Annotated in this window: 19 protein-coding genes, 1 tRNA gene and 1 pseudogene; 5 read left to right on the top strand and 16 right to left on the bottom strand. The window is 63.3% G+C overall.

What is annotated here, in order from left to right; genetic code table 11:
• Positions 1-61: 61 nt before the first annotated feature.
• A complete protein-coding gene (crcB, locus tag ACK41X_RS03440) occupies positions 62-454 on the bottom strand; it encodes a fluoride efflux transporter CrcB (protein WP_409719281.1) in 393 nt (130 codons plus the stop codon).
• 183 nt (positions 455-637) lie between these two features.
• Complete coding sequence (locus tag ACK41X_RS03435; RefSeq protein WP_409719319.1) at positions 638-877, bottom strand: ABC transporter substrate-binding protein; 240 nt, start codon at positions 875-877, stop codon at positions 638-640.
• Between the two features lie 277 nt (positions 878-1,154).
• Between ACK41X_RS03435 and ACK41X_RS03430 the strand changes: the two genes are divergently transcribed.
• Positions 1,155-1,346: a hypothetical protein gene (locus tag ACK41X_RS03430; RefSeq protein ID WP_409719279.1), complete on the top strand. Its 192-nt coding sequence runs from the start codon at positions 1,155-1,157 to the stop codon at positions 1,344-1,346.
• Positions 1,347-1,382: 36 nt separating this feature from the next.
• On the opposite strand, the gene ACK41X_RS03425 is transcribed toward ACK41X_RS03430, so the two are convergent.
• The 7 genes from ACK41X_RS03425 to ACK41X_RS03395 all read right to left on the bottom strand — a co-directional run bounded on the left by ACK41X_RS03425 (position 1,383) and on the right by ACK41X_RS03395 (position 6,530).
• Positions 1,383-1,458, bottom strand: a tRNA-Ile gene (locus ACK41X_RS03425).
• Between the two features lie 107 nt (positions 1,459-1,565).
• A complete protein-coding gene (locus ACK41X_RS03420; protein ID WP_409719277.1) occupies positions 1,566-2,177 on the bottom strand; it encodes a transglycosylase SLT domain-containing protein in 612 nt (203 codons plus the stop codon).
• A gap of 191 nt (positions 2,178-2,368) precedes the next feature.
• A complete protein-coding gene (locus ACK41X_RS03415; RefSeq protein WP_409719275.1) occupies positions 2,369-2,830 on the bottom strand; it encodes a MarR family winged helix-turn-helix transcriptional regulator in 462 nt (153 codons plus the stop codon).
• Between the two features lie 26 nt (positions 2,831-2,856).
• Positions 2,857-4,083: a 3-hydroxybenzoate 6-monooxygenase gene (locus ACK41X_RS03410; protein WP_409719273.1), complete on the bottom strand. Its 1,227-nt coding sequence runs from the start codon at positions 4,081-4,083 to the stop codon at positions 2,857-2,859.
• 132 nt (positions 4,084-4,215) lie between these two features.
• Positions 4,216-4,836 carry a class I SAM-dependent methyltransferase gene (locus tag ACK41X_RS03405; RefSeq protein ID WP_409719271.1) on the bottom strand — a complete coding sequence of 207 codons (621 nt, stop codon included), beginning with the start codon at positions 4,834-4,836 and terminating at the stop codon, positions 4,216-4,218.
• A 117-nt stretch (positions 4,837-4,953) separates the two neighbouring features.
• Positions 4,954-5,919, bottom strand: coding sequence for an amidohydrolase family protein (locus tag ACK41X_RS03400; RefSeq protein WP_409719269.1), 966 nt, complete (start codon positions 5,917-5,919; stop codon positions 4,954-4,956).
• Between the two features lie 182 nt (positions 5,920-6,101).
• Positions 6,102-6,530, bottom strand: coding sequence for a DUF4112 domain-containing protein (locus ACK41X_RS03395; RefSeq protein ID WP_409719267.1), 429 nt, complete (start codon positions 6,528-6,530; stop codon positions 6,102-6,104).
• Positions 6,531-6,686: 156 nt separating this feature from the next.
• Between ACK41X_RS03395 and ACK41X_RS03390 the strand changes: the two genes are divergently transcribed.
• Entirely contained in the window at positions 6,687-7,934 is a 1,248-nt protein-coding gene (locus ACK41X_RS03390; protein WP_409719265.1) for a putative DNA modification/repair radical SAM protein, read from the top strand.
• Between the two features lie 2 nt (positions 7,935-7,936).
• A complete protein-coding gene (locus ACK41X_RS03385; RefSeq protein WP_409719263.1) occupies positions 7,937-9,391 on the top strand; it encodes a UdgX family uracil-DNA binding protein in 1,455 nt (484 codons plus the stop codon).
• Here ACK41X_RS03385 and ACK41X_RS03380 read toward each other — a convergent pair whose 3' ends face one another.
• From ACK41X_RS03380 to ACK41X_RS03370, 3 genes are all read right to left on the bottom strand, one after another.
• Positions 9,392-10,279, bottom strand: a complete 888-nt coding sequence (locus tag ACK41X_RS03380; protein WP_409719261.1) for a diacylglycerol/lipid kinase family protein — start codon at positions 10,277-10,279, stop codon at positions 9,392-9,394.
• A 112-nt stretch (positions 10,280-10,391) separates the two neighbouring features.
• The gene (locus ACK41X_RS03375) at positions 10,392-10,787 is read right to left on the bottom strand and encodes a hypothetical protein (protein ID WP_409719259.1); all 396 of its coding nucleotides are present in this window, start codon (positions 10,785-10,787) and stop codon (positions 10,392-10,394) included.
• Positions 10,784-11,191: an acyl-CoA thioesterase gene (locus tag ACK41X_RS03370; RefSeq protein WP_409719257.1), complete on the bottom strand. Its 408-nt coding sequence runs from the start codon at positions 11,189-11,191 to the stop codon at positions 10,784-10,786. Before ACK41X_RS03370 ends, ACK41X_RS03375 begins: the two co-directional genes overlap by 4 nt.
• A gap of 199 nt (positions 11,192-11,390) precedes the next feature.
• Between ACK41X_RS03370 and ACK41X_RS03365 the strand changes: the two genes are divergently transcribed.
• Together ACK41X_RS03365 and ACK41X_RS03360 are read left to right on the top strand one after the other, a co-directional pair.
• On the top strand, positions 11,391-11,711 hold the full coding sequence (locus ACK41X_RS03365; RefSeq protein WP_409719317.1) for a hypothetical protein: 321 nt from the start codon (positions 11,391-11,393) through the stop codon (positions 11,709-11,711).
• Between the two features lie 79 nt (positions 11,712-11,790).
• Positions 11,791-11,985 carry a DUF3008 family protein gene (locus ACK41X_RS03360; protein ID WP_409719255.1) on the top strand — a complete coding sequence of 65 codons (195 nt, stop codon included), beginning with the start codon at positions 11,791-11,793 and terminating at the stop codon, positions 11,983-11,985.
• A gap of 7 nt (positions 11,986-11,992) precedes the next feature.
• Here ACK41X_RS03360 and ACK41X_RS03355 read toward each other — a convergent pair whose 3' ends face one another.
• From ACK41X_RS03355 to ACK41X_RS03340, 4 genes and pseudogenes are all read right to left on the bottom strand, one after another.
• Complete coding sequence (locus ACK41X_RS03355; RefSeq protein WP_409719253.1) at positions 11,993-12,397, bottom strand: hypothetical protein; 405 nt, start codon at positions 12,395-12,397, stop codon at positions 11,993-11,995.
• A gap of 274 nt (positions 12,398-12,671) precedes the next feature.
• Positions 12,672-13,658 carry a Gfo/Idh/MocA family oxidoreductase gene (locus tag ACK41X_RS03350; protein ID WP_409719315.1) on the bottom strand — a complete coding sequence of 329 codons (987 nt, stop codon included), beginning with the start codon at positions 13,656-13,658 and terminating at the stop codon, positions 12,672-12,674.
• Positions 13,659-13,745: 87 nt separating this feature from the next.
• A pseudogene (locus ACK41X_RS03345) lies at positions 13,746-14,570 on the bottom strand (class III extradiol dioxygenase family protein); the annotation flags it as partial.
• Positions 14,571-14,573: 3 nt separating this feature from the next.
• Entirely contained in the window at positions 14,574-14,915 is a 342-nt protein-coding gene (locus ACK41X_RS03340) for a protocatechuate 4,5-dioxygenase subunit alpha (RefSeq protein WP_409719251.1), read from the bottom strand.
• Between the last annotated feature and the right edge of the window lie 62 nt (positions 14,916-14,977).

Raw genomic sequence — 14,977 nt, 5'->3', positions numbered from 1 at the left:
GTCCGGGTCCGATGGTTTCGGGAGCGCCTTCCGGGAGCTCTGGATGCGGAGATTGCATCGGTCAGGACTGGCCGAAAAGTTTCGCCCCGGCGAACATGCCGAGCACCACAACCGGTAGGCACAGGCCCAGTGACAGTCCGATATTGCCGGCGGCACGGGCCGCTTCGCCGTCCCGCAGCAGCATCAATGTCTGAAGGCTGAATGACGAAACGGTGGTATAGCTCCCGAGGAAGCCGATGACCACAAGCCGCCAGAGGCTGATATCCGAAAACAGGCCCTGTGACAGGCTCGCGCTGGCGGCGACCATACCGATCGCGAAGGCGCCGCTGACATTCACGACGAGCGTCCCCCAAGGAAATGTCTCGCCGATCCGCCGCGCCATGAAGCCGGAAACGAAATAACGAGACATGCCGCCTGCCGCACAGCCGAGCATGACCCAGAACAGGTCCGTCATGGGGTTCGCCAATCCAAAGGCCCCCGGTGACTTACCATATTTTCCGATGCGCACAGCGTCCCGCCATGCTGCGATCAATGCATTTCGGTCCCCTCGTGCATCACGGTTTGCAAAGCTCGGACCAGGGCTTGAACACAGATGATGCCGGGCACCAGGTTCCCGCCTCCCGGGTGCCGTTGAAGGCTAGTAAAGATGCAATAGGGCGGCTTCTGATAATTGGCGGCGACGATCTTGATCGCCGATCCTGCACCACCCGCTGCGACAAGACTCGGGACGTCGATGAAGCCGAGTTGCGCGCCGCCGGTCGCAACCCCTGCGGATCGCGTCCGCCGTACCTTTGGACGGCATGATGGTGACGTTCAGCCCCTCCTCTTTGAAATAGCCCTTGCCGAGCGCGACATACCCCGGCGAAGCGCAAATCATGTTCGGCTCCGATTGGCCGTCCCGATGGGCGTCGTGGAGCCGCATGAGCAGATGGCTGCGCTCGATCCGACGCGCCGCAAACGGATTTTCTGCGACAATCCGGCGCGCATCCTGAAGGAGATTAAATGATGAGAGGTCCCTCACCCCGCGGCGACACGCTCGGACCGCTCGGCGACAAGATCCTGTTCGAGAACGAATTCGTCCGCATCTGGCGTCAAGTTCGATCCCGGCGAGCGGCAAGCCTGGCACAAGCACGACCTGCCCTACGTGATCGCCGATGACCGAGGGCAAGAACATCATGTATTTCGAAGACGGCCGCGAAAAGGAAACCAACGAGACCGTCGGCGGCGTGCTCTGGCCTGAGCCCGGTATGCCGCATGAACTGCTGAATAGCAGCGACTGGCAATACCGCAACGTCCTGATCGAGATCAAAACCGCACCGTCCGGCGCAGACCTTACAAAGCGTTGATGGCGAAAGCTCAGATAGACCCGGTTACGCCTTGTATGGTGGGCCCGGCTGGACTCGAACCAGCAACCAGACCGTTATGAGCGGCCGGCTCTAACCATTGAGCTACGGGCCCGGCCGCAACCGGGGGCGCGGGTCCGCTCTCATAGCAATGCCGGACAGCAACGCAAATGCCGTCCGGCATAAAATTGAGACCGCGCGGACGCGGCGCTCAGAAACCGCCTACCAGACCTGGTCACGCGGGTTCAAAAGACCCGTATTCCCCGCAGGAGCGTCCCGGCGCGTGCGCGGCGCGGTATATTGACCGCGGGCACGCCGGGCTTCGGCCGAGAATTCCGTCACCGGCGCTCCGATCGCGGGAGCCTGTGGCGTGGCATAGGCGGTCCCGCTGCCGCCGCCGCGGGCCAGCGCAACGGCGGTGGTGCCCTGCCGGCGCGCCACATCGTGATAGCCCCGCGCATACAGCGCCACGGCCCGGTCATGATTGCCGCCCGCCGCACGGTAAGCGCCGGCGAGATACTTCACCGCATAGGTCATGTTGGTATTGGCATCAAGCAGACCCGCGGCGGAGCCGCTGTATCCCATGGCGCGGGCAGTCCCGAGACGGATCTGCATGATGCCGTAATTGCCTTTCGAGACCGCGCGCGGATTGTAGCGGCTCTCGCGCATGATCACGCGATGGACCAGCGCAGGTGGCAAACCATGAGCGGCAGCGTGGCGCTGCACCAGCGCGGAATAGGCCTCGTTGGCGCTGGCCCCCGGCATCGGGATCAGGCCCGCGGCAATGACGCCGAACGAAAACAGGGAAGCGCGTATCGTGCTGACACGAGTCATCTCAACTCCGGAGATTGTTGGGGACGGCCGGTGTTTACCGGGCGCAATGCGGCGAGGATGCGGCGCGTTCCGCGACAGGGGTCACGCTTTGTGACCGGATGTTGCGGATGTGACCACCCGCGATCCGACCGCGGTAAGGGTACCGGGGTCGCACGGAACGTCAGGAAACGGCAAAGGCCCTTCGCGCGGCTTCAGGCGATCCGGCGCTGGGGCACACGCGAGGCGTCGTTGTTCAGTTCGACGAGCTGCGCCAGGAGATCAAGCAGGACGCGCCGACGCTCCGCGTCGAGCGGGGCCAGAATGCGCTCCTGCGCGCGGCGGACCGCAGCTTCGGCCTCGCGCATTATGGCACGGCCGATATCGGTCAGCTTGAGCAGCTTGACCCGCCTGTCGTCCCGGGATGGATAGCGTTCGACGAGGCCGCGCATCTCCAGCCGCTCGAGAACATTGCCGAGCGTCGAGCGGTCGAACGCGATCTGCGCCGAGAGCCTCGTCGCGTCGATACCCTCATGTTCGTCGATCGCAACCAGCGCCGCATATTGCACAGGCGTCAAATCGAATGCGGCGCATTCTTCAATGAAGATCGCAACCGCAATTTGCTGCGCGCGGCGGATCAGATGTCCGGGCTGGGTTTGCAATTGTTTCAGCCGCATCGCCGCCCCCTGCCCTGCGTCAGGCCTCAGGCAGCGTGTCCGGATTCGACCGCGCGCGGCTTCGCGCCGGTGAGACCGTTACCGCCATAAATCCAGCGGACGGAGTGGTAGAACTCCTCCGGAGTCTTGTCCTTCAGCCAGGCATTGCGCACGAGCCTCTCGACGCCGTCGACATGGAAGATGCGGCCAAGCTCGCGCGACGACAGCACCACGCGATAGGCGCGCGGGATGCGGATCGTCTCATAAGCCTTGAAAGCGGCCTGCACATCGCCGCCGGATTTCTCGAATGCATCCGAAAGACACACCGAGTCTTCCATCGCCATGCAGGCGCCCTGCGCGAAATACTGATAGGTCGGGTGCGCGGCGTCGCCAAGCAGCGCGACATTGCCGTCGACCCAGCTCGCGATCGGATCGCGGTCGCCCAGCACCCAGCGCCGCCAGTCCTTGGGGATTTCCAGAACCTTCCGGATCCGCGGCACGATATGCTGGAATTTCTCAACCACCTCCTCGCGCTTGCCCGGCTCGTTGCTGCCGACATTCTCCAGATCGGTGACGAAGGTCGCGACCAGGTTGAAGGTCTTCCAGCCCTGCAGCGGATAGTGAACGAAATGGGTTTTCGGGCCGACCCAGATGGTCGCTGCGTTCCAGCGCAGGTCTTCCGGCATCTGCTCGATCGGCAAAACGGCGCGATAGGCGACATGGCCGGACACGCGCAGCGGATCGCCGCCGGTCATCTGCTCGCGGATCGCCGAGCGGATTCCGTCGGCGCCAATCAGCCCGTCGCCCTCGTAGACATTGCCGGCCGCGGTCTTCACCCGCACCCCGCTCGGCGTGTTCTCATAAGAAACAACGCGTTGCTTGTTGATCAAGGTCACGTTCGGAGATTCGCGGCAGGCATCGAGAAATGCCGAATGCAGGTCGGCGCGGTGGATCACCGCGTAGGGGTTGCCCATGAACTTCCGGAACGGCTCGTCGACAGGCGCGCGCAAAATCTCCTCGCCGGACAGACCGTCCATCATGATGAGATTGTCGATATAGACGGCGCGTTCGCGGCAGGCTTTCCCGACGCCCAGATAATCCATCGCATGGAAACCGTTCGGGCCGATCTGGATGCCGGCGCCGATCTCGCCGAACTCGTCGGCCTGTTCGAGCACGGTAACCTTTGCGCCGGTACGCGCCATGCCCATCGCCGCGGAGAGGCCGCCAATACCGCCGCCGGCCACGATGATCGAGGGCTTTGATGCTGTCGCCATGGGCTGTCCTCCCTGAATGCGCGCGCCGTCTCAAGCCAGACTGGCAGAGACAGTTGATTTTTTGTAAGTATACTGTCTTTCAGTATACGGTCAATATGCTGATGGCACTACAATCGTACCGCGAAGATCAGGCTAAGTGCGCCGCCGGAAAGTGCTGAACTGGAAGGCCTGCGTCGCGCCCCATGGCGTCTCGTGCGCATGCGCTCGCACATCGATCAGCGAAAACGCATCGCCGAGCAAAGCGCCGACGCTTGTATGATCGTGCCGCATGACGGGAAGACCGCTGCACTTTTCCGGTCCGTCGGGCGCGAATGTGCCGATAATCGCGTAGCCCCCGGGCCGTAACGCATACTTGAGACATGCGACATACGCGCGCTGATCGGACGGGTCGGTGAGGAAGTGGAAAGCCGCGCGGTCGTGCCAGATGTCGTATTGCCGATCTGGCTGCCACGACGTCACGTCCGCCACAATCCATTGCACCTTCGCAGCGCGTGCCCCGAGCCGCGCCCGCGATCTCGCAAGCGCGGCGTCTGAAAGGTCGAGAACGGTGATATCGACGAAGCCCAAATCGAGCAGCGCATCCGAGAGCCGCGACGCGCCGCCACCGATATCGACGATTCCGGCATCGCGTCCGACACCGGTCAGTTCGATCAAGTCGAGCGAAGGCTTTGGGCTCTCCTGGAACCAGGAGACCTCGCCCTCGCCTTTCGTGGCGTAGACATTCTGCCAATGCGACTGCCGGGCGGTGGTCATGATTTCGAGATCGTCATTTCAGGTCACGCCCGAAAGGCCCGTCCCGCAATCCAAGGTTCCGGTCTTGGACATGGGTTGCAGGTTTGAACGCTCCGGCGCAGCCGACGCCGAAACACCCTACAGCTTCAGCAGCTTCTGGGCGTTGCCAGACAGAATCTTCACCTTATCCTCGTCGGAGAGCGGGATCGTATCGACCCAAGCCGTGCCGGGCGGGTTCATCACGAACGGCCAGTCCACGGCAAAGAGGATGCGATCCGTACCCATTTCCATCACGGTGCAAAGAAGCGCCGGGTTGGAGAAGAAGCCGGACGTCGTGACATAGAAATTCTTGCAGAACACGTCGCGGAAACTCAACGACTTCTGCCCCGGACGCGACAGCGCCTGATCGATCCGCCAAACGAGAAACGGCAGCGTTTCGCCGAGATGGCCAAGTACGATCTTCAGCTTCGGGTGCTCCTGAAACAGCCCCGACAGGATCATGCGTATGGCGATCGTCGCGGTCTCGACGGTAAAGCCCCAGGCGGCGCGGATCACCATCGGGTAATCCTTGATGTAGTCTTTGTAGTATGCGTCCATCACAGCCGGCATCGGGATCGACGGGTGCAGGTAAATCGGCACGTCGAGCCGCTCAGCCTCCGCGAAGATCGGACGGATCGACTTGTCGTCGAGCCACACGCCGTTGGCGAGGCCGTGGATCATCGCGCCCTTGAAACCGTTCTTGATGCAGCGCTCGAGTTCGGCGGCCGCCGCCTGCGGGTCCGAGGTCGGCAGCGCGCAGAAGCCGGCGAAGCGCGTCGGGTGCTTGGCGATCGCCTCGGCGAGGCGGTCGTTGACGCGCTTGGTGAGGGCAATGCCCTCAGGCCCGGTGAGCGATTGCGTCGACGGCGAGCCATGCGAAATCACCTGCATGTCGATGCCGGCCTCGTCCATTTCGCGGATTCGCAATTCGCCCAGATCGCGCAGGCGGCGCACCTGCTCCTCTGCCTGGGTGGCGCGGCCGATGCCGGTATAGGTCGCCGACAATTCCTCGTCCCAGTAATGTTCCTCGACAGCGATGACCGGGCAGGCAGGTTTCTTGAGCATGATGTCTCCCAACTGATATGCGGGAGATGTTTATAGCGTTTTCGAGCGAAGTGGGCACCGGTTCGCGTGAAGAAAACGCGCCAACGCAACAACTTAGAGTCTTTTCGCGATTCGAAGAAAAGCGAAAACTCTATAGCGCCGGAAACTTCGCTCTTTTCCCGGCACGCGCCGACTTTTCGCGATCAGAAACTGGTCCGTTTGCTGTGGCGATGCCGGCGCGCCTGGCGCTCCAGGTGTTCGCGCAGGATACGGACATTGCGCCGGTTGGCGCGGAACATGATGTCGAACACGTCGCCCGCCAGCGGCACCGCGCCGATTGCGCCGTCGATGGCCACATTGCCGAGCATGCGCGCCACCAGATGCTTCGGCGCGCCGATCTTGTGCGCCTGATAGACGATGTAGAGCGACAGTCCGACGGTGACGGCATCGCCGATCCCCGGCGCCAGCCCGATCAGGCTGTCGAAGCCGAAGCGAACCTTGGTGAAGGGGATCGCAAAGCGCGCATCCAGCAGCGTCGCCAGCCGGTCGATGCGGGCGAGCCGCTCCGCGGGGGCGGCGGAGCTTCGGGAACAGCGGACGGGGCGAGCGCTATGCACAAATGTTGCGGTCATGGCGCGCATCACATGGGTACCAATCGCGCCAATGCAACGCCGATCCGCTGTGACCTGCATTTTGGGCCCAAACCCAAGTTCCGACTTGCAGGCTGAGGACCAAAGGCGCTAAAGAACATAAAGGGAACAAAATTGCCTTGCGCTTCATCGAGCCCCATGCCGCTCACGCTGGAACAGAAACTCGAAATCCTCGCCGATGCCGCCAAATATGACGCATCCTGCGCGTCATGCGGCGGCACCAGACGCAACGCCCGCAACGGCGGCATCGGCTCCGTCACCGGCGCGGGCATTTGCCACGCCTACACGCCGGACGGGCGCTGCGTATCGCTCTTGAAAATCCTTCTCACCAATTTCTGCATCTACGACTGCGCCTATTGCGTGAGCCGGCGCTCCAGCAACGTGCCTCGCGCGCGCTTCTCAGTGGATGAGGTGGTGAAACTCACACTCGATCTCTACCGCCGCAACTGCATCGAGGGACTGTTCCTGTCCTCCGGAATTGCGCGTTCCGAGGACGATACCCTGGCCGACCTTGTACGGGTCGCCCGCAGCTTGCGCGAGGACCATGGCTTTCGCGGCTATATTCATCTGAAAACCATTCCCGGCGCGAGCGAGGACCTGATCGCGCAGGCCGGCCGCTATGCGGACCGGCTGTCGATGAATGTCGAATTGCCGACCGACACGGCGTTGCGCGAATTTGCGCCCGAGAAAAGCGCGTCCGGCATCCGCAGGGGCCTTGCCGCGACCAGGCTTCGGATCGACGCTGCGGCGGACGCACGCGGCAAGCGCCCCGGCGCGCTCTCGCGGACGAAGCCGCCACGCTTTGCGCCTGCGGGACAATCGACGCAGATCATCGTCGGCGCCGATGCAACGACCGATCACACTATTCTCGGCGCAAGCACCGCCCTCTATGCGTCCTACGCGCTGAAGCGGGTCTATTATTCGGCCTTCTCGCCGACCGGCCACCCGTCGCGGAAACTCGCGTCGCGCCCGGCACCGTTGCTGCGCGAGCACCGGCTGTATCAGGCCGACTGGATGCTGCGCTTTTACGGCTTCGACCTGCCGGAGATCGGCAGCGCCATGAACCAAGGCATGCTTGATCTCGACATCGATCCGAAGCTTGCCTTTGCGCTTGCCCATCGAGAGCGCTTTCCCGCCGATGTGAACACCGCCGACCGGGAAACCCTGCTGCGCGTGCCGGGCTTCGGCACCCGCGCCGTCGAACGGATTCTCGCATCCCGCCGTTCCGGCCTGTTGCGCTACGACGACGTGGCGCGCATTGCCGGCGCGATGTCCCGCGCGCGCGAATTCATCGTGACGCCGGACCACCGGCCACGCGCGCTCGATCACGCCGCGCTGCGCGAACGCTTTCTGCCGAAACCCAAGCAGATGAGCCTGTTCGGATAGCTATGTTCGCAATCGCCCTGCCCGACGATGCCGACGAGGTTGCATTTCGCAATGCCGCGCGATCATGCATCGCGCGCGGCCTTGCGCCGGCCGATGTAGCGTTCGTCTCTCCGGACCAGCCGAGCCTGCTGCCGGCGCTGCCGGCCGAGGCGCCCGATGGCTCAAACCTCGCGATCAACGTGCCGCGCAGCTTTGCAGACCTGATGCGCGACGCCGTCTGCCATAGCGCGGCGGACCGCTTCGCGCTCCTGTACGACGTGCTCTGGCGCATTCTCCGCGGCGAGCACGACCTCGCCGAACGCGCCAGCGATCCGAGGGTGGCGCAACTGATGGACTATCGGCATGCGGTCCGGCGCGATATTCACAAGATGCACGCCTTTCTGCGCTTTCGCGAGCGGAGCATCGACGGCCACGCCGTCTACACCGCGTGGTTCGAGCCACATCATCACATTCTGCGTCGGGCAACGCCGTTCTTCGTGGACCGCTTCACCAACATGGACTTTGTGATCGCCACCCCACGCGGCACGGCAATCTGGCAGGGCGGTCAGCTGAGCTTCGGCGCGCCGGCAGCGCGGCAGGCCGCAGGCGAACCTGACGATGTGCTCGACGGGTTATGGCTGACCTATTTCCGGACCACCTTCAATCCGGCGCGGCTGCGGACCAGGACCATGGTCAATCATATGCCACTTGCCTACTGGAACAACATGCCGGAAACGGCCCTTATCCCGGGTATGGTGATGAACGCGGTAAGCCGCGTCTCGGGAATGATGGACATGGACGCGGACCAACCCTCGCTGTTCGCCGACCGGATCGCAGATCGCAAGACGTCCGGTCCCATCGCGGACGCGCATGCCGCAGGCAGCCTCGAGGCGATGCATCGCGACGCTCAGGGCTGCACCCGCTGCCCGCTCTACAGAAATGCCACGCAGACGGTGTTCGGCGAAGGCCCGCGCGATGCGCCGGTGGTGTTCGTTGGCGAGCAGCCGGGCGACCAGGAAGATCTGGCTGGCCGGCCATTCGTGGGTCCGGCCGGTCAATTGTTCGACCGGGCGCTGGCGGAAGCTTCGCTCGACCGCAGCCGCGCCTATGTCACCAACGCGGTGAAGCATTTCAAGTACGAGCCGCGCGGCAAGCGCCGCATCCACAAAAGGCCCGATGCCGGGGAGGTGCAGGCTTGCCGGTGGTGGCTTGAAGGCGAGATTGCCGCGATCAGGCCGGCTCTTGTCGTTGCGCTCGGTGCGACTGCGGCGCAGGCTCTTGCACGCCGCCCGGTCGCCGTGACCAAATTGCGCGGACCGTACGATTTTTCCGGCCAGCGCGGCTTCATCACCGTACACCCGTCCTTCCTTTTGCGCATCTCACACGACCCCGGCGACGCGCTGGCGACGCGCGAATATGGTGCGTTCGTGCGCGACCTTATGCAGATCGGCGAGCTCGTGCCGGCACTCCGGGCCTGATCACAGCGACAGCACCGTCAGCGCCCCGGGCCGCACGTCGTATCGAAGCGGGATATATTCGCGCCGGAGTTCGCCGTCGGTCGCGGCGAATGTGCGGCGGCGCTTGCGTCCAATCACGACATGGCGCGCCGTGATGGTGCGGATGCCATCGGTGTCGTCGTCGTTGCGCCAGGCGCCGGTGAGAAGATTGGCGCTTGCCTTCAGCTTCGACAAAGCACCAGCATCCTCGGCGATATGGATTTCGATCACCCCTTCGTCGAGACACGGACGCCGCCAGTCATTGCCAAAACGGTTATTGGTAACAAGCACGGCCAACGCATCAACACGTTCGCGCCGCGTCTCGGTACGGATGTCGAGACTGAACACGCTGGTCCGGTGCAGCGCGCGAATGGCTGCGATGCCGACACCGACGAGACGCCCGAGCTTGTGGCCGCGCACCTCCTCGCGCGCCCGCGCCATCTGGCTGAAAAAGCCGAGCCCCGACAGCGAGTGGAAATGACGCCCGTTGAAGCGAGCGAGATCGATCCGCCGCGGCTTGGTATCGGACAGCGCTTCAATCGCCTCTTCAATTTTGGCCGGCAGGCCGAGATCGCGCGCCAGCAGATTCATGGTGCCGAACGGCAGCACGCCGAGGGTCTTGCCGGTGCCGGCCAGCACATGCGCCGCGCAGGACACCGAGCCATCGCCGCCGCCGACGATCAGCGTGGACACATCGCTGCGTGCGGCGCGTTCGATCTCGTCCTTGAGATAAGCCGGCCGCACCAGCCGGATGTCGGCACGGTTGGTGCGCTTTCGCAGCGCCGAGGCCAGCGCCTCGCGCACGCGTTCGGGTCCGGTATCGATCAAGGCGCCGGCGCGCGCATTCAGAAGGACCAGCGTGTCGTCCATATGTCCCGGTCTGACGATTCGTGTTGCGATCCGCAGCCGAATCGGGCCGCGAACGGTTGCTAGCACCGGCAGATGACGGGCCGATGCCCGCCGCCAGAGCGCAGCGGTCAGCTCAATTCGCAGAAGGGGCTTTTGGTTCGACCCCTTTCGCAGGCCCGCACTTGACGGCAAATTCCTCACGCACTGCCACGAAGGACGGCCGGTTCATCCGGTTTTCGTCGAGTTCGTCGAGCATCTTCAGCGCCAGGTCGCGGCAGGATTCGCGATCGGCCACGGGCCGAACCGGGACCGACTTCGCTTTCGCAGTCCGCACCGGACCGCAGGTTTCCACCATGCCATAGGCATGGGCATAGTCGCTGCTCGCTTCTTTCCCGTCGTCCAGATAGGCAATCAGGGCCTGGGCGCCGATCCGGCATGGACCGAGGCCCGAGCGCGGCTCCTTCTTGGCCGCGTCCACAGGTCCGCACCACAGCACCATTCCGGCAACCAGCAAAGCGCTTCGGATCATGCATGCTCCTGCCGTGGAATAGGACGCGGGCGGCCCTCCTCGTCGATGGCGACGAAGGTGAAATTGGCATCCGTGACCTTCTCGTGATGATGGGTCATGAAGCGGCGCGCCCAGGCCTCAACGTGGATTTTCATGGAGGTCCGGCCGATTTTCTCGATTTCGGTATAGACCTCAAGGACGTCGCCCACGCGCACCGGGCGGATGAAGGTCATCGCCTCGATGGCGATGGTCACCACGCGGCCCTTGGCTCGCTCAACGCCCGCGATGCCGCCGGCCTGATCCATGCGCGACAGCACCCAGCCGCCGAAAATATCGCCATTGGCATTGGTGTCCGCAGGCATTGCGATCACACGGACGGTGAGCGCCCCGCGCGGCCGCCCATCGGTCGTTGTTTGTGCCGTCATGGTCGAGATCCGCCCCGAAACTGCCCGGATGTCTGTATGCAATGGCTTTCACGCCGCGCCAAGACGGATTTCGAGGCGGATTTCAAAAGCGATTTCAAGATGGGATTTGAAGACAGATTTCCGCCATGGCAAAGACCGCAAGCTGACCGGCCATGAAATGTTTCGACCACCCTGCCTCGTTGGCCTCGTTTCGATGACCATGTCTCGACATTTGCGCCCGCGCGATCCGCTGTTCCGGCTCCTCCTGATCAATCTGGCCATCGGCCTTACCGCCGCCACGCTCCTGTTCGGCGGACTGCTGGCGCTCAATCCGGCGCATTTGCGCGATCTCATCCTGTCGGACCAGTCGCCGGAAGTGGCGCTCGGTCTCCTGCTCTTTGGCTTTCTCATCACCTTCGGCAGCGCCGCCATGGGCACTGCGATCATGACCATCGCCGGGCGTGATGCGCCGCCCTCGGGCGGAGCGCGCATGCGCGAGCATCCGGAGCCGGTTCCGGCGAGGCTCTCGGCCACGCGATAGGCCGGAACCACGGGGATCGCACGGCCGTTGATTGCCGCAGGGCATCAGTGGATGTTGCCTGACAGCAAGGAGCCGTTACATGCCGGCACGATCGAAGAAGCAGCAGATGGCCGCGGGCGCAGCCCTTTCCGCCAAGCGCGGCGAGCGCTCCAAGGCGAGCCTGCGGGGGGCCTCGCGCAGCATGGCCAAGTCGATGACGACGTCCGAGTTGCGGGACATGGCGGGCACCAAGCGCAAGTCTCTGCCCAAGCGTGCCGCCAAGAAGCGAAAATAGAGCTGGTTCACTGCTCGCCGCCTCGCTCCCGGCCGCCTTCCACATGGAAATGGTGCAAGATGCGGTGGAAGATCGGCGCCAGCACGAAGCTCGTCGCAATCAGGAAGATCAGGCCGGACAAGAGCGCATAGAATCCGGCGAAAATCTTGCCGCTTTGATGCTTGAGATCGTCGAAAACGCCCATGCCGGAGAGGATCATGGCCGCATTCACGAATGAATCGACCAGGCCCATTCCCTCGAAATAGGCATAACCGGCCATCCCGATCGCAAGACCGGTCACGGTGATCGCGGCCCAGATCAGCAGCGCCAGGCCCATCCGCGCCGCGAAATGACGGCGTGCGATCACATGCTCGGAACGGCGTTCGAGCCGGGCGATTTTGGCGAGCCCGGAAGGGGGCTTGCGCGCTGACATGGAGAGGACGGGTCCGATTCGTTCGCACGATCATAGAGCAACGCGGCTCAGACCCAGAGGTCCGGCGCGCGGGATTGCTAAAAAATCGCGTTGGATCGCGAACCGCAGGTCACGCCCCGCGTTGCTTCTCCGAGCACGCGCCGCGTGACAACCGGCCGTAACGGGGATGTCGGACGCAGCTGATTTTCCGGTTTCTGGCTGCGGCATCAGCGCATTGGTACGCGCCGTCGTCTGACCCGTTCGCGGCGCGTGCAACCCGCCCGCTGAAGCAGCGCTAAGAGGCGGCCTTCAGCTTCGGCGGGGCCGCGTCACTTAGAAAGGTTTTCTCGAGCTGGCCGAGCACCCGCATCGTCGGCAGGCATTGCGAGAGGCTGGCATTGGGCTCACGGCCCTCACGGATCGCCGCGATGAATTCCCGGTCCTCCAGTTCGACGCCGTTCATCGACACCGCCACTTTCGACAGATCGACTGGCTTGTCATAGCCGTCGAACAGATCGTCGTAACGGGCGATATATGTCCCATTGTCACAGATATAGCGATAGAACGAGCCGAGCGGGCCGTTATTGTTGAACGACAGCGATAGCGTAAAGATCGCGCCCGACGGGGCCCTCAACTGGATCGCCATGTCCATGGCAATGCCGAGTTCGGGATGGATCGGGCCCTGCACCGCCTGCATCTGCGAGGGATATTCGCCGGTCTGGTAAAGGAACAGATCGACAGCGTGGCAGGCGTGATGCCACAACAGATGATCGGTCCAGCTGCGCGGCTGGCCAAGGGCATTGAGATTGGTGCGGCGGAAGAAATAGGTCTGCGCCGCGAATTGCTGGATCTTCAGTTCGCCGGCCTTGATGCGGTTATGCACCCATTGATGGCTGGGATTGAACCGCCGCACATGCCCGGCCATCGCGACGAGGCCGATCTTCTGCTGCAAGGCGACCAGCCGCTCGGCATCGGCAAGCGAATCCGCCATGGGAATTTCGACCAGCACATGCTTGCCGGCTTTCAGGCATTGCTCGGCCTGCGCCGCATGGATCGGGGTCGGGGTGGTCAAAATCGCCGCTTCTACGCCCGGCCGCGACAGACCTTCATCGAGGTCGAGCGTCCAATGCGGCACATTCCATTTTTTCGCCACCTCGGCCGTGGCCTCGGCAACGCCGCCGACCAGCGACACCACCTCGACGTCATCGATCTTGGATAATGCTTCGAGATGCTTGTTGCCAAAGGCGCCTTCGCCCGCCACACAGATTTTCAGTCGTGCCATTCGCTCTGGTCCTTGATTACGAGACTGCCGGATCTTCCCAATCGCGCGCTTCAGCGCCTGACGCTGCACCGCATGCCGATGCTCGAGCACCAGGGTGGCGCCGGCGGTATTGGAGATCGGGACGTGATAATTGCTGTGCACCTGCGTCACCTGGCCGCTCATCGTGCCGCGCATGGCGATCCAGTTCAGGAATTCCACACCCTGCGCGCCGGCATATTCGACCAGTTGCGGGATCGTGTAATGCGTCAGCGCCTCCGGATCGCTCACGATCTTCTCGAGGCAGAGCCGGTCGAAGTCCTTGTTGATGAAACCTGCCCGCGTGCCATCGAGCTGATGTGACAGACCGCCGGTGCCGAGCACCAGAACCCGCAGATCCTTGTCGTAGGATTCAATCGCCCGGCCGATCGCCTGACCGAACTTGTAGCAGCGCGCCGGGCTCGGCAGCGGATGCTGCACGGTGTTGATCGAGATCGGGATGCTCTTGACCGGCCATTTGCCGCCGCCTGGCCAGAGCAGCCCCATCGGCACGACGAAGCCGTGATCGACCGCCATCTCCTGGCACGAGACGATGTCGAATTCGTCGGCGACCAGGCACTCGATCAGATGCCAGGAAAAATCGGCATCGCCCGGGAAGGAATTGAGAACCGGCAGGCCCCAGCCTTCGTCCTCGTTGCGATACTCAGCCGCAGCGCCGACGGCGAAGGTCGGCATCTTGTCGAGAAAGAAGTTGAGGCCGTGATCGTTATAGATGCTGACGACGACGTCGGGCCGCGCCTTCGCGAGCCAGTCGCGCGCCGGGATATAGCCGTCGAAAAACGGCTTCCAGTAGGGGTCGTTCTGCTTCTGCTCGGCAATCGCCTTGCCGATAGCGGGAATGTGGGAGGTTGCGATCGCGCCGACGATGGTTGCCATGCGTCACCTCCCCGCCGCGGCGAGTTTTTCCTTGAAGGCCTCGACGCTCATGCCGGTCTGCTGGGCGCCGATGTCCTGTACATTGAGGCCGAGAATGCCGGCGAACTTGGCGAGGTAATAGACATTGCCGCCAGCGGCGATCAGATCGAGCACATTGCGCGAGCGGATCGCCGCGCGCTGCTGATCGTTCAGCCCGAATTTGCTGCAATAGGCGTCCTCGTCCTTGACGAACTCGTCACGCGCCGCCTTCGCGTTGAACGAATAGCACATCTTGTTCAGCGCATAGCCCTTCTGGGCCTGCTCGCCGTCGAAGATAACTGTGCCTGGAATGTCGTGATGATGCACCGGCGTCCTCCCTTGGATCCGATGCAGCATCTTGATCGGCCGGATCGCTCCGGCCTTGATTT

This window comes from Pseudorhodoplanes sp., assembly GCF_046289595.1.
Taxonomy (GTDB): domain Bacteria; phylum Pseudomonadota; class Alphaproteobacteria; order Rhizobiales; family Xanthobacteraceae; genus Pseudorhodoplanes.
This window is presented reverse-complemented; position numbering and strand designations above follow the sequence as displayed.

Excerpts from the sequence above, each read along its gene's own strand:
- ACK41X_RS03405 (WP_409719271.1), bottom strand. The coding sequence starts at position 4,836 with ATGACCACCGCCCGGCAGTCGCATTGGCAGAATGTCTACGCCACGAAA.
- ACK41X_RS03420 (WP_409719277.1), bottom strand. The coding sequence starts at position 2,177 with ATGACTCGTGTCAGCACGATACGCGCTTCCCTGTTTTCGTTCGGCGTC.
- ACK41X_RS03410 (WP_409719273.1), bottom strand. The coding sequence starts at position 4,083 with ATGGCGACAGCATCAAAGCCCTCGATCATCGTGGCCGGCGGCGGTATT.
- ACK41X_RS03430 (WP_409719279.1), top strand. The coding sequence starts at position 1,155 with ATGACCGAGGGCAAGAACATCATGTATTTCGAAGACGGCCGCGAAAAG.
- ACK41X_RS03370 (WP_409719257.1), bottom strand. The coding sequence starts at position 11,191 with ATGACGGCACAAACAACGACCGATGGGCGGCCGCGCGGGGCGCTCACC.
- ACK41X_RS03360 (WP_409719255.1), top strand. The coding sequence starts at position 11,791 with ATGCCGGCACGATCGAAGAAGCAGCAGATGGCCGCGGGCGCAGCCCTT.
- ACK41X_RS03390 (WP_409719265.1), top strand. The coding sequence starts at position 6,687 with ATGCCGCTCACGCTGGAACAGAAACTCGAAATCCTCGCCGATGCCGCC.
- ACK41X_RS03385 (WP_409719263.1), top strand. The coding sequence starts at position 7,937 with ATGTTCGCAATCGCCCTGCCCGACGATGCCGACGAGGTTGCATTTCGC.
- ACK41X_RS03395 (WP_409719267.1), bottom strand. The coding sequence starts at position 6,530 with ATGACCGCAACATTTGTGCATAGCGCTCGCCCCGTCCGCTGTTCCCGA.
- ACK41X_RS03355 (WP_409719253.1), bottom strand. The coding sequence starts at position 12,397 with ATGTCAGCGCGCAAGCCCCCTTCCGGGCTCGCCAAAATCGCCCGGCTC.
- ACK41X_RS03415 (WP_409719275.1), bottom strand. The coding sequence starts at position 2,830 with ATGCGGCTGAAACAATTGCAAACCCAGCCCGGACATCTGATCCGCCGC.
- ACK41X_RS03380 (WP_409719261.1), bottom strand. The coding sequence starts at position 10,279 with ATGGACGACACGCTGGTCCTTCTGAATGCGCGCGCCGGCGCCTTGATC.
- ACK41X_RS03375 (WP_409719259.1), bottom strand. The coding sequence starts at position 10,787 with ATGATCCGAAGCGCTTTGCTGGTTGCCGGAATGGTGCTGTGGTGCGGA.
- ACK41X_RS03350 (WP_409719315.1), bottom strand. The coding sequence starts at position 13,658 with ATGGCACGACTGAAAATCTGTGTGGCGGGCGAAGGCGCCTTTGGCAAC.
- ACK41X_RS03435 (WP_409719319.1), bottom strand. The coding sequence starts at position 877 with ATGATTTGCGCTTCGCCGGGGTATGTCGCGCTCGGCAAGGGCTATTTC.
- ACK41X_RS03365 (WP_409719317.1), top strand. The coding sequence starts at position 11,391 with ATGTCTCGACATTTGCGCCCGCGCGATCCGCTGTTCCGGCTCCTCCTG.
- crcB (WP_409719281.1), bottom strand. The coding sequence starts at position 454 with ATGACGGACCTGTTCTGGGTCATGCTCGGCTGTGCGGCAGGCGGCATG.
- ACK41X_RS03400 (WP_409719269.1), bottom strand. The coding sequence starts at position 5,919 with ATGCTCAAGAAACCTGCCTGCCCGGTCATCGCTGTCGAGGAACATTAC.